Source organism: Sporolactobacillus shoreicorticis, from assembly GCF_024125445.1.
In the GTDB taxonomy this organism is placed as follows: Bacteria; Bacillota; Bacilli; order Bacillales; family Sporolactobacillaceae; genus Sporolactobacillus; species Sporolactobacillus shoreicorticis.
Map to the genome: position 1 here is coordinate 125915 of NZ_JAMXWM010000008.1, position 14190 is coordinate 140104.

A 14190-nucleotide genomic window follows, 5' to 3' on the forward strand; every position below is an offset into this window, starting at 1 on the left:
TTTATAAGGATGTTATAGGATTAATTGTCATAACCGATTACCTTCTCGATTTCGGATAATAATAATGATCGTGATACCTTGGATCTTTTTTCGGTACGTTAGGGTGATAGTGTGGTCCATGTTTACCCCAAGGATCATGTCTAGGTTCCTTGTTATCACCAGCTCTTTTAGCCTTCCACTTGGCCTTCTTCTTTGATATGGAATGGCTTCTTATTGCTGTTTTCTTCTCACTTCTTACTTTTCTTGCATTCAGGTAGTAGTGCTTTGCTGCTCTCGTGAGATGCCATACCCCGTAACCGACCGCATACGCGCCTAAACCAATTAATGTTGCTGCGGCAGCGTATTCGCCGATGACAGGAATAAAATAGATCAACGCCCAAGCAAAATTTCCATCTGGGTCCACATGGGTCATCGGATTGTTTTCCGCATACGTATACCCGTTTTGGGACAGTGTATTCCCATCATCCCCCGGATCTGGATCCATGGATAAAAAGTTGCCATTCTGAGGGTCATAGTATCGTGCCTGTAAATAATAATGCTGTGTTTCTGAATCATAGGTGTAGCTGGCATAACGAACCTCATTATCTTTTGCAATGGCTCCGTCTTCACTGAGGATGTTTCCATAGGCATCATACGTGTACGACCCCACTTGATCGCCAGACTTGTTGACTATTTGAACCACATCGCCACGTTGATTCGTCAGGAAATAATAGGGTGTCGTCTTCCAATTTCCGGATGAGTCCTTATCCTTAACCACCATCCCCACAACATGACCGTTCGGATCCCATTGGTAATAGTGATAAGATTGAAGCTCATTTCCCTTTTTTGATAGTCTCAGGATGAGATGGTTGCTATCACTATCATAATAATATTCGTTAGTCTGATCACCCATGATTTTTTTGGTACGAAGACCATTTTCGTCATATTCATACCGCGCGACTTCAGTTCCATCGAGCTTCGAAACTTTTGTCTGATTTCCCATCGCATCGTACTCATAGTTAAATTGATCATCCTGAGTCAGATTGCCATCGGCATCATAGCGAAACGCAGTGCCATTCTTCGTCAGAATCTGATTGGCGTCATTGTAAGTAAACGTAGCGGCTGCTCCATTGACCAGACTGGCTGTTCGATTACCCACGCTATCGTACGTATACGTATTCGTGGTTCCATCCGGAAGAACCTCTTTTGTCAGCTGACTATTCCCGTCATACGTGTACGTTGAATCCCCATCCGAGTCTGAGGCCTTGGTGATGTTCCCTGAATGATCATAACTGTAGGCAACGTTCAGGGCTGGTGAGTTGTCGGAGTCCTTTGTATACGATAATCCGGTTAAATGATTGGCCTCGTCAAAAACATAGCTGTTGGTGAAAAGCCCGTTATTTAGATTGATGGCTGTCTTATTATGCGTCAGATCGTAGGTATACGCGAGCTGAAGCAGGTCGTCTCCATCGGATTCAGCGACTTTGACATTGTCCACTTTCCCTTCCGGCGTATAAGCAAACGACTGATCCACATTTAAAGGCTGCGTGCTCTCCGTCATCGACACGTTCTGTTTCGTCAGCTGACTATTGGCATCGTAGCTATTCGTAGTTTGGAAACTCCCCTGAATATAATTGGTCAGCAGTCCTTCAGGGGTATAGGCCCATTTCTTTGTCACCAATGGGGTGTTCGTGGTTAGATTCGTATAAGTGCGCCCGGTTAGGTTACCTGCATCATCGTACGTATTCGACCATCCCAAGACATTTTGTCCTGCTTTTTGAACCGTGGCTTTCGTCACCTGATTGACTTCATCGTAATCATATTGCGTCGTAATCCCGGAATTCAAGGTTTCTTTCGCGAGATTCCCATTTGCGTCGTAGGCGTTCGACGTTTTCATTACGGTGGTTCCGTTAATCGGCAATTCCGTCGTCAGAAGTTGATTGTTGCCGTTGTACGTATAGGTTTTGGTCTTTCCCTTTGCATTAGTCAGCGACGTCATGTTGCCGTTATCGTCATAGGTATAACTTGTTTTATTGCCGTTGCCGTCGGTTACCGACGTCTTAAGGTCTGCATTCAGCGGATCATAGGTGTACTGTGTTGTCCGCCCATCAGCGTCCGTCTCACGAATCGTCTGGCCGTAATCATTATACGCGGTTGTTGTGGTATTCCCCTTGGCATCCGTCTCAATTTCTTTTAGGCTGCCGTCTTGAAAGTCGGTTGTGCTGTAGGTCTGATTTGGATAGGTGACCTTTGTCTGGCGTCCATATTCATCATAGGCGTACTTAGTGATCTCTTCGCCGATCTGAGTCTGCGTCAAATTGTCACCGGTATACTGATTGGTTGTTTTTGTGCCATCGGGATCGGTTTTCTCGATGACGTGATTTTGATCATCATACCGATAAGTGGTCGTCTTTCCATCCTTGTCAGTATCACTCAACGTATTCCCGCGGCTGTCATACGTATGGGTTGCCGTCTTTCCGTTTTCATCGGTTTCATTAAGAGTATTGTAATTATCGTCATAATTGACTTTGGATGTCGTTCCGTCTGCATTTTCTGTATGCGCCACTGCGTAGGTATCGTGATCAACGTCCCGCTGATAGGTTGTCGTTCGTCCCGTCGTATCACTGACCTCATAGCTATTGTTCCCATCATCATAATGATAGGTCGTAGAAACGGATTCAGCTCCGGACTTTTGTGGTTCAAGAATCGACAGCTCATGCTCTCCATAGCTGATCGTATCCTCGTTTCCCTTACTGTCGGTAAACTGAGTCAGGCGCCCCTCTTCATCATAGTCATAGCTGTTCACTAAGGTGCGGCTTGTCCCGCTGGCGTGCGTTGTGGATTGCACGAGTTGATCGCCATCGTAGTGATAGTCTACGCTCCGATCTTTGAAGGCCGCCTTGCTGATCTTCCCCTGATCGTTATAGGTTAAGTCAATCGGATAACGGACTGGTGTGCCCGAGTGATCCACTTCCGTAATTTGGGTCAGTTGATTCGACGCATTATACGTAAAGCGAATTTCATTCTGATGGGCATCCTGATATGCAGATAATCGAAATTGAGTCGCTTGCGTCGGATCCTGTTCAAATAATTTAGAAAAACCATCCGAATCCTTAAGTCGATAGCCCGCCGCTCCACCAACCGATTCCTGAGTGAGCGTCAAATACTTGCCCTTAGGTGAGAGATAAGTATGATGTTCCACATCGTAAAAGAATGCATGTCTCGTTCCATCTTCATCATCATAATAAATGGTGGGCGTGTCACTCGTATCTTTTTTGGTCAGGCGCTCATTTCCTGAAAAAATCCAACCATAACCCAAGGCGGACGTTTTATTTGATCGTGAATTATAGATCCGAGTGAACGTAAACTCAAGCGGACTGATTGTAAACAGTGATTGGTCGTCCGCCTGCAATGCAAAATTACCCGCAGTCACATTGAAAGATGCAGTCGCATTACCCAATTCATGTTTGTCATACGTGAAATAGTCTTCCAGTCCCCACAGCTCCTCATGCTTCGTGATGCTGCAATATTGATTGGCGGTCGCTGCACTTAGCCCGCGTTCACCCGTCATTTTTTCTGTTTCACTTGAGGGGGCCGTATCTTCGTTATAGCGATAGGCGCGAACATGAACCTGATACGCTTTCTTATCAATGAGCCATTGCGGAGCGCCAATCAGCGCGTACTGCTTTGAAGGATCCATCGGCAGATCGGTGACATTGGTAAATAAAGAGATCCCGTCCGAATTCCAGTTCGTTGTTTTTCCTGCATCATAGGAATGAAAGTCTTTCCCATCCCAAATCTCGACCTTGTAGCCACCTGCACCCGTAACTTGCGACCATTGAACCGACAGAGCCCCTTTATTAGTGACAGGATCCGTTAAGTTCCCCTGCATGGTGACATTGGTGGGCTTATCAAGCGGAATATAGCCGTATTGGGAGTCAGAAGCTGAGGACGACGTGGATCCGTTAACGGCTTTGATCCGTATGGAATAGCGATGGTAAGATGTATAACTGCCTCCGTCTTTCGCCGCGTTTTGATACACGGGATTGGGTTCAATTGGGAGTTCAGCCCCTTGTTGATCATGATGCAACGTATAACGGCCACTGGAAATTTCACTCGCGGTCGGCCATATTTTTTTGCCCTTAGTCGACCAGCTGGTCACCTTGCCTACATCAAACTCTTCAGAGCTTTTTCCGTTATACACCAATACTTTATAGCTGGTTGCGTTCGGCACCGGCTTCCAAGAAAGATCAAGCCAGCCACGGTCCGTATTGGAAGTGTCTGAATCTGGGTACGCCGATGCTTGAACGGTAGGTAAATCCGGAGTTTCAACTGTGGTTGCTGGAATTGTCGCTTTGACCTCTGAAGAAACCGGACTGCCGCCGCTTGGATAATTGGCAACCACGCGAAAGCCATACTCCTTTCGCGTGGTGGAGGTGCCGCTTTTAGCCGAATAAAAGGCACTCGGATTTAGCGCCAACTCGGTTCCTGATCCATCCAGTTTATAGGTTGAACTACTCGAATAAGGCGTTTTGGGAAAGAGCTTCTTTCCTTGAGAACTCCAGCTCGTCGCCGAACCGGTATAGACGGTTTCAAATCCCTTACCATCAAACATCTGCAGACTGTACGAGGACGCGCCACTCACACTCGGCCAGCTGACCTTTGTATACCCGGTGCCTGCCCCATCCTGAGCAGCTGTTACTGACGGATTTTTCATCATTGGATAATGATAGGAAATGACGAGTTTGGCTTTATTTGCACTTTCTGCCGCCGTTAGCTTCTTCCAATAGGTTTGCCCATTTCCGTTCTCATGAATGCGGAAACCATAGTTCGGGTAGTCCCCATTAACCCAGCCCTGAACGGCACTTTTCACATTAAATGAAGCCCATTGATCACGGGCAACGGAGGTACTGGACAGACTGGTAGATTTAGGTCGATTATTCCATATCAAGTCATTGACATACCATGGACCTGTGGTGACCCGATCCACCCAGATGCCTGTTTTTTGCGTCGCGTAATAAGAATGCGTCACATAGGTGTTCAGTGATGCCGAATCAATAATGGCCCCCTTTAAATCGCCGACGACTTCGAATTTCATGTACGCATAGTTCGTTCCGGTTGTGCTGTCATATTTACCGACTTTTAGCACATACTCGCCTTGGACAGAGTCCCATTCTTTATTGTAATTGGTTGTTGGATACGCACTTGAAATAAACGTATCTCCCAATATATCAATGCTTACAGAAGGATCAATATAGACTGGATAAACTCGGTCTTTGGATTCCAGCCAGTCTTTACTGGCGATAACATGAATAAGATAACCTTGATCCGCTTTTTCTAATGTATAATGGACATCATCTGATCGGGCACCGCTGCCAAGTCCCGGATCAATAGCTGAATCCTCCATCACCGGACGAGGAAGTTCGAATACTTTATCTTCCTTCTTCTCATCTTTATAAAAACCAATGGATCCGTCCTTTTCAATCTGTGCTACTGAATCGGTTGTAACTTTGTACTGGAACTGATTAATTCCTGAATACTGATTGATAATCCAATCTTCTTTGACCTCGTTGTCGAGTGTAATATGACGCAGATCAATAGACGAAAAAATATTTTGATAGATGATCTGATTGTTTTCATTTTTTGTTCGAACGGATTTGTTTGCCGTGTACGTATGTTCCCCGTCAGAGGCTTTTAATTGCGAGAAGGAAAGGCTGTATTTTCCATAACGATAGGTAATGGCTTTATTTTCATTAAATACCTTCGGGAAAACGGCCTTCAGCGATGTAGAATCAGTCTGCAGTTCGTTCCTGTCTGCAGATTGAACCAAATCATTTGAAATCTTCTCCCATTTTCCACTCTTTTTATGGTGAATCGGTGTCGCATAAATTTCTTTCGTTCGTTGTCCCTTGCTGTCAACAAAAGTCTTTGAATAGGCATCGCGCTCCGAAACCAATTCTTTTTTTGTCTGATTGGAACTAGCAGAAGCAGACTGATCCACCTTTTCTTTTTGGCTTCCTGCACTGTCTGCAGAAGCCACACTGGGTAAGAGACTGATGATTAGTGCCGCGCAGAGCAGTGTACATAGCCATTTTTTCAATTGTGTGAAAAACATTCATTTTCCCCCTGTTGATCCAAAGGTTCTGACCTTCAGATCTATCATCTATAAATTCATTTGAACTAGATTGATTATATGGGAGAAATAAATAGGAGCACAATAGATTTTACATAATCAACACATTGATACTTTTCGACAAAATTCGCGCAAAGAAGATTTTCACTACCGTGAAGAGACTCTGTTCAACCATTTTCAAACAAAAATGTATGAAAAATTGGCATAAAAAAAACCACCCCACACCTAGTATGAGATGGTCCTGAACTGATGAACGTCAGATTCGCGGAATAATCGTCTGAATTCGTTTGAGTCTTGGCGCAAGCAGAACAACCACGAATGGTGTCAGCGCGATCGGCACAACGTCTGCGATACCGATCCATACGACGCAGTACCAGTAGCCAAGGCCCGTGAAGAATGAAAGTGAAAGGCTGGTTGCAAGAATCATGAGGCAGCCGAACAACAGTGACCAGAACAATGATTTCCAAATAAACGATGTCTTGTTCACGAGCAGTTCGTCAAGCGACTTTTTCCGTGTCATGACATAAGCAGGAAGCGCGGCGCTGAGCGCGACGGTGATTCCATCGGCAATCAATGTGTGCGGCGCGATGAAATAGCCGCCGAGCAGTGACCAAACCAATGTACCGATGTAACCGGCAAAAAATCCGGAAACCGGGCCGAAAAGGAATCCAATAGCAGGAATAATAAACGCAAAAGTTCTGAAATGAACGGCACCCGGAATCAGCGGAATCGGACTGCCGTAAGCCCAAAGCACGCCGGTAAACACACCGAAGATAACAAAGAAAATGATGTTGACAAAGGTGAACTTGACGGTGAAGTTTTTCACTACGTAACGCCTCCTCAATAATTTGTTTTTGCAAAAGCAGATAATATATCTTTAAGCTCTTTGACCGCATAGTCAAACAGCCTTTTGCCTTTTTCAGCAGTTGCATAGGTCGGCGCGCCAATCACGCCGCTTTTGGTAACATCGCTTGTTTTCCAGCCAGCATTGTAAGGGCCGAACAAGGTCACGAAATCGTTGTCGCGTAGGGCTTCAATCGGATCTTCATCGACTGCAAGCTCCATGTGCACTGTTTCCGGTGCCGCGTGCAGCATCAGTGAGGTTTCCAGCTCGCAAGCATGGAAAACGCCGTATTTCCCGGACTGCTTCAAGCCCTTGAGTCCCTTGTCCCAGAATGAGGTGAACCACCAATCAAAGACAAAGACCTCCATGCCGAAATCAATTCTCAGGTCGCGGCTGATCATATTGAGCATGTCCGTATTCCCGCCATGGCTGTTAAAAAGCACGAGCTTCTTAAATCCACTTTTGGCGATGGCGCCGGCAATATCGTGCAGCACCGCATAATAAGTCTGCGTGCCGTAGGTGAGTGTGCCGGCAAAGCCCATATGTTCATTGCTCTTGCCGACATTCAGCAGCGGAGCAAAAAGCAGCGAACCTTCATCGAATTCCTGTGTCTCAATAAAATGGTCAATGAGCTTGGACAAAATAATAGCGTCTGTCCCAACCGGCAGATGCGGACCATGCTGTTCAGTCGCCGCTGTCGGCAGAAACACAATCGCCGAATCCTTGTCAATAGCCGCGATCTCATCTCTCGTTAAGTTTTCCCATTTTGAAATCATTGCATGAATCCCCCTGTCCTTTGTGCTAAATTCACAATCTTCAAATATCATCAGCTACAGTCAAGGAAGAGAAAACCATTTCCTGACTAAATTTGAATATAATAATTGATCTGCAAGATGATTGTCACGACGCTGGCAACAAGCGTTACGGATGCGAAAAGTGCATCGGAATACGTCGCTTTGATCATTTTGTAGGAGGTACGCTTCACTTTAAAATTTAATTTATAATAATGCATGGCAAGCGAGATGGCGTGACCTTTGCTGAGCACTCGGAACAGCAGCGGCAAAGAGACAATCACGTAATTTTTCATCTTCGCAAACGCACTGCATTTATCCACTTCAAGCCCGCGTGACTTCTGCGCTTCCATAATCGTCGCAAACTCTTGGACGATCATCGGAATGATTTGAAATACGAGTCCAACACCAAAAGCAGCGGCATAGGGTACCCGCCATGATTGCAGGCCAAGAATAATCTGGCTGAAATTTGTCGTTAAGATCACGGTATAAAATGCCGAAATCATTAGGAAAATGCGCAAGGCGTATACGGCACCCTTATAAAAGTCAACCCATTCCAGACTGAAGACATAATGATTACCAATCACTGAAAATGCTGTCCGATAAATCGTCGGCCCCTCATTGATTGTGAATGCACCGAGCACAAGCCACAGCAGAAAAATGAAAAGCAGCAGCACCTTGACTTTATTCAGGAGCACGAGCATATAGTTACCAATGCGGCCAATCAGCCAGATCGCCAAAAAGACGAGAAAAAGGAACAGAAGCGCGACGCCGCTTTTCACAAAAGAAGTTAAAACAGACATAATAATGAAAAAGACAAATTTTGTCCTCGGATCAAGTCGGTGCAAAAATGAATCCAGTTCCACATATTGCAAAAAATCACCCATTGCGCGCACCTCCGATTTTCAAGGATTCGGCGACAGCATCCGTAAAGCTTTGCACATCACATGCAAGGGGCGCAATTCCAAGTTTTTTGGACAATTGAACCACCGGCGGCAAGTCAATGTGAATGTTCTCGAACAATGCTTCGTCATCCGCCAACTGCTGCACACTGCCTTCTTTAAGTTTCTCCGCGTGATCGAGAACCAAAAGCTCGTCAGATAGTTTAAACACAAGCGGAATCTCATGACTGATCAGGATGACCGTCTTTCCTTTCTCCTTTAGATGCCTGATAATGCCTTCCAAATGATTCCTCAAGTGCAGATCCATACCCAAGGTCGGCTCATCGAGAATGATCACTTCAGCACTTGAAAAGAGAACGGATAAAATGGTCAATAAATGCTTCTTGCCCATGGACAGATTGACCGGAAGCTCATCTTTATTTTTTAACAGATCATATTTTTCAAGGACCGCGAGCGCTTCTTCTTCACTGAATGAAACACCTTGAGCCCGCGCGCAAAAAGTCAATTCTCGGTAGACATTTTCTTCAAAAAGCATATGCTCCGGATGTTGAAAGACTAAAATCACATCACGACTGATTTCAGCTACCGATTTCCCCTTCGTTTCCGCACCCTGATACGTCACCGCACCCTCGGTTGGCTGATAAAGCCCGTTCAAATGTTTTACCAAAGTCGTTTTACCGGAACCATTCTGACCGAGTATGGAAATGATCTTCCCTTTTGAAAATCCGGCATCAATATGTTTCAGGGCCTGGAACCCGTCTTGGAAGCTCTTGCTGAGATCCGTTACTTCAAGCACATTTTCTGCCTGCTCCTCAGATGAATTCAAAGCAACTGCCGTCTCAGACCCACTAAGCCGACCATGGAGCGCATCGTATGCTTCATCTAATGTGGAAAAAGGCTGCAATTCTTCCACTTTTCTTGAAAGCTCGCGATAGATCTCAACCTCTTGAGGAATGATGACGCCGAGCCGCTGCTGAATATCAAACTCGGCAAAGAATTCATCCCTGCTCCCATCAAAAACCACTTCGCCGCTGTCGATACCGACAACATGATCGACAATTTCGGAAAACCAATCCAGATTGTTATCAATAATAACAGTGGTTTGCCCCGCACTGCGCAGCTGATTAAGCACTGACTGAATCAAATGCTTGCCCTGCGGGTCCAGCGAGCTGACCGGTTCATCCATAATGACCAAATCAGGACGCATAGCGAGAACAGATGCAATGCATACCGCCTGTCTCTGTCCTCCGGAAAGTGTCGACACAGCACGCTTTCGCAAATGCTGAATATGCAGCAAATCAAGAACGGATTCGACGCGTTCATGAATCTCGCCGCTAGCAAGCCCCATGTTCTCCACACCAAAAGCAAGCGCATCTTCAACACCGTAACCAAACAGCTGATTCTCAGGTGTCTGACTGACTACAGAGATTATGACTTCTTCGCCTGCCTGAAAGGAACCCGACAGTTCGCCTTTGTTCATCAAGGTTGGAATCACTCCGCTGAGAATGCTGACAAGCGTTGATTTGCCGCATCCGCTTGGACCGACAATCGCCGTAACCTCAGCTTCTCTGATTTCCATATTAATATTTTTTAAAATCTGCGGTGTATCCGCACTATATTTATAGCTGATATTGTCAATTTTGAAGCTCAAGGTTATGGACTCCCCGCTTTATTGGATTGCATCGGACGGATCAATAGGGAATAATGGCAGTTCTTCCAGATAGATAATATCATCACGTTTCATGGCATCCTCACCCTCGGCGAGAATCGCTGCCTTGCCAACCAATGTACCTCCGGCTCGCTTAATCAATTTTTCCAGTGCACGTACCGATTCACCGGTGCTGATCACATCGTCCACAATCATAATGCGTTTGCCTTTGATCATTTCGCTCTCTTCTTTTTCAATGCAGAGGAGCTGTTTTCTCTGAGTCGTAATTGAATAAACTTCAGTAACAAACGGATCACTCATATAGGGTTTGATGCTTTTTCGAGCAACAAAATAGCGCTTCTTGCCACAAATCCGTGATAGTTCATGGATCAGCGGAATTCCCTTTGCTTCGGCCGTGATGAAATAGTCCGCTTCAGGTATACGTTCCTTCAGCGCGGCGGCAGATGCGGAAACAAGCTCCGTATCCCCTAAAATAACAAAACTCGCAATCTTTATATTATCCGCGATTCGGACAACCGGCAGTTTTCGTTCAACTCCCGCGACCTTGAGAATAAATTCATCCATTCGGCTCACCTGGTTTCTTTCAGATTTAAAAGTGCTGTCAAAATAGAAAAAAGCAGGGAACGGGTGTCCTCTGCCTTGCGACAAGTTCTGTTCACCATGACAAAAAGAAGCAATCATGCCATAACAATGCACACAATGCCCAATCAGGCTGAGACGGAACAAGAACACCATAGTGCAGGCAATTTACGGTTGCCGCGTAGAGACTTCTGCACCTTATTTGCAGACTTATATGGTTTCACATTATATGTAATTCAACTTTTTTCGACATCTTTCATAATAAAAATTATATCACTGTAATAATCTTTTAGCAATAGAATCATTATTCGAACGATTAACTGTTTTTGCTCTAACTGCGTGCAAGTTGTCCTGCCGCTCCCAGTGCGCCACCCCCCGGCATGCCTCAAAGAAAGCCGGCAGTTCTTCTGTGCGATCAAGTGATACGCGAACACAGCGTTTTCCGAATAACGCACTTACCAACTGTTTTTTAAGATAAAGTATTTGTGCCATATCATTCGTATAGAAGGAAAAATAATCCTTCGTTGCAGAGAAAGCTATGTATTTTTGGTGCCATCGATAGGCAGGCATCCGGCAAAAAGTCGTCTCATCCCAATTTGGAAATGCACCGCGCATAAAGGACACCATTGCATGCAGCCACAATTTCTGCCGATTATTAAATCGATCGAGATACTCCAATTTCCCCAAAAAATCCGTAACCGTTTCCATGATTCAATCACCATCCAGACAAAGTTTAATCAGGTTTAGGATGGCAATTCACACCGCTCTTTATGCAATAAAGAAGAATTTTTTCTCGTCACTTGCCTACTATATTTTAGGTATTAACTCATCAAGATGACGAACAATATAATCAGCCATTCTTTCATCCCACACTTCTACAATTTCGATAATTTAATCAGATACTTCCCACCTGCTGAATTCGTATCGATGATATCATTTTAAAAAAAATTTTCGATATGCTATGTTTTTTTAGGCTTTATGTTCATTTTCTTCTTCCATTTCCAAGTAAAACTAAAGAACCAATCCAAGCCCATAATTGCCGGATTGATTCTTCGAAAAAGCATGATTTTCAGATATGTGCCAAGTGCTGACGTAATGCCTCCATTGCTTCTGCAACATGCTCAGCAGTAAACTGATACTCATTTAATAGACGCTCACTTGGTGCAGAAGATCCAAAACAATCTATAGCAATGACTGTGCCTTTGTCACCGGTAAATCTTCTCCATCCTGTGGAAGATGCCATTTCAATACTGACACGCGCTGCTATGTTGGGTGGTATGATCTTCTGTTGATACGATTTGGGCTGTTGTAGAAATAATTCCCACGATGGCATGCTCACTACGCGCACAGATATATCTCTTTCATTAAGAAGTTCTTGGGCCTTAACTGCCAATGCTACTTCTGATCCGGTAGCAATTAACACTCCTTGATCACGCCCTGGTGAATCAGAAACGATATAAGCGCCACGTCTTACTCCCTCTTTTGCTCTGGACAATTCTCTAGGAACAGTTTCCACACTTTGGCGTGTCAGTACAAGAACAGTTGGGCGATGCTGACTTTCAACAGCTATTTTCCATGCCTCACGGACCTCATTCCCATCGGCGGGACGGATCACCGTAAGATTAGGAATCGACCGCAAACCCGCAAGCTGTTCAATTGGTTCATGGGTTGGTCCGTCTTCTCCGACTGCGATGCTATCATGTGTATAAACAAATATGGAAGGTATCCCCATTAACGCAGCAAGTCGAATGGCAGGTTTAGCATAATCGGAAAAGGTGAAAAATGTTGAACAGAATGGAATAATGCCGCCGTGCAAAGCCATTCCGTTAACTGCAGCAGTCATCCCGAATTCACGGACACCGAACCAAATATTTTGTCCACTATAATTGTCTGAGGTAAAATCACCCTTTTTGTTCATATTTGTCTTTGTCGAAGAAGATAGATCCGCTGCTCCACCGAACAATTGCGGTATTCTTTCGGATAACACATTAATTATTTCTCCAGAAGTCTGACGTGTCGCTTTCTTAGTTCCAACTTCATACTCTGGAAGTTTGGCATCATAACTGATCGGCAGGTTACCATGTACAGCCGCTTGCAATTCTTTCGCTAAATCCCTGTTTTCTTTTTTATAGTTCTCATATTTTTCTTTCCACAATTTCTGTTCTTTTTTCCCTTTTTCAGCTAATGCTATAAAATGCTGTTTTACTTCTTCAGGAACAAAGAATGGCTCGTGATCCCATTCATAATTCCTTTTTGTTTCAAAAAGTTCTTCTTCGCCTAAGGGATTACCATGTACTTTATTCGTACCTTGAACATGAGGTGCACCAAAACCAATGGTTGTTTTGACTTCAATAAGCGTTGGTCTGGATTTGTCACGTTTTGCAGTATTCAAAGCGTTTTCAATTTCATCAACACAATTCCCATCGTTAACGAAAAAGGTTTGCCATCCGTATGCTTTAAATCGATCACGCACATTTTCGGAAAAAGACATCGTTAAATTCCCATCTAGCGATATATCATTGGAATCATACAAAACGATTAGTTTTCCTAGTTTCAGATGACCGGCTAGTGATGCTGCTTCACCGGTTATTCCCTCCATCAAGTCACCATCGCCGCATAACGCGTACGTATAGTGATTGACGATATCAAATGCGTCTTTATTGTACTTCGCAGCTAAATGCGTCTCAGCCATAGCCATACCAACAGCCATGGCAATTCCTTGACCGAGCGGCCCGGTCGTTGCTTCAACTCCTGCTGTATGACCGTATTCCGGATGTCCGGGCGTTAGACTGTGCCACTGTCTGAATTGTTTTAAATCCTCAATAGTGAGACCGTAGCCAAAAAGATGAAGCAAACTATAAAGAAGCATCGATCCATGTCCTGCAGACAGTACAAAGCGGTCGCGATCAAACCAGTTCGGATCTTCAGAATTGTGACGCATCACCTTCGCCCAGAGTGTATAAGCCATTGGCGCCGCACCCATAGGTAATCCGGGATGCCCAGAATTAGCTTTTTCAATTGCATCTATAGATAAAGTACGAATTGTATTGATTGACAGTTGTTCTAGTGACTGCTTCATGAGCACACTTCCTTCAATAAAAGTTCAGCAGATTAAAATACTTAATTAATGATTAATCCTTGTGTTGTCCAAAAGGGTATATCCCAATGATTGAATATCTTTGTTAAATGTTTTAACCGTGTCCAGAGACACCTGTTCCAACGGCTTTCCTACCTTTTTCAGTTTTTCAATAATTGCCGGCGTGCACGTGATAATGTCTACTCCGAGCCGATCT

Annotated in this window: 8 protein-coding genes and 1 riboswitch; all 8 genes read right to left on the minus strand. The window is 44.6% G+C overall.

Annotated elements, in window-relative coordinates; translation table 11 throughout:
• Positions 1 to 37 precede the first annotated feature (37 nt).
• The 8 genes from NIE88_RS09025 to tkt all read right to left on the minus strand — a co-directional run bounded on the left by NIE88_RS09025 (position 38) and on the right by tkt (position 13976).
• Positions 38 to 6094: a DNRLRE domain-containing protein gene (locus tag NIE88_RS09025; protein ID WP_253061350.1), complete on the minus strand. Its 6057-nt coding sequence runs from the start codon at positions 6092 to 6094 to the stop codon at positions 38 to 40.
• 274 nt (positions 6095 to 6368) lie between these two features.
• Positions 6369 to 6938, minus strand: a complete 570-nt coding sequence (locus NIE88_RS09030; protein ID WP_253061352.1) for an aminotriazole resistance protein — start codon at positions 6936 to 6938, stop codon at positions 6369 to 6371.
• Positions 6939 to 6952: 14 nt separating this feature from the next.
• On the minus strand, positions 6953 to 7732 hold the full coding sequence (locus NIE88_RS09035) for a creatininase family protein (protein WP_253061354.1): 780 nt from the start codon (positions 7730 to 7732) through the stop codon (positions 6953 to 6955).
• A gap of 86 nt (positions 7733 to 7818) precedes the next feature.
• Positions 7819 to 8634, minus strand: a complete 816-nt coding sequence (locus tag NIE88_RS09040) for an energy-coupling factor transporter transmembrane component T family protein (protein ID WP_253061356.1) — start codon at positions 8632 to 8634, stop codon at positions 7819 to 7821.
• Positions 8627 to 10300 carry an ABC transporter ATP-binding protein gene (locus tag NIE88_RS09045; protein ID WP_253061358.1) on the minus strand — a complete coding sequence of 558 codons (1674 nt, stop codon included), beginning with the start codon at positions 10298 to 10300 and terminating at the stop codon, positions 8627 to 8629. Before NIE88_RS09045 ends, NIE88_RS09040 begins: the two co-directional genes overlap by 8 nt.
• A gap of 18 nt (positions 10301 to 10318) precedes the next feature.
• On the minus strand, positions 10319 to 10882 hold the full coding sequence (locus tag NIE88_RS09050) for a phosphoribosyltransferase family protein (RefSeq protein ID WP_253061360.1): 564 nt from the start codon (positions 10880 to 10882) through the stop codon (positions 10319 to 10321).
• Positions 10883 to 11032: 150 nt separating this feature from the next.
• Positions 11033 to 11135, minus strand: a riboswitch (purine riboswitch).
• Positions 11136 to 11170: 35 nt separating this feature from the next.
• Positions 11171 to 11605: a hypothetical protein gene (locus NIE88_RS09055; RefSeq protein WP_253061362.1), complete on the minus strand. Its 435-nt coding sequence runs from the start codon at positions 11603 to 11605 to the stop codon at positions 11171 to 11173.
• Positions 11606 to 11966: 361 nt separating this feature from the next.
• Entirely contained in the window at positions 11967 to 13976 is a 2010-nt protein-coding gene (tkt, locus tag NIE88_RS09060; RefSeq protein ID WP_253061364.1) for a transketolase, read from the minus strand.
• Positions 13977 to 14190: the final 214 nt, after the last annotated feature.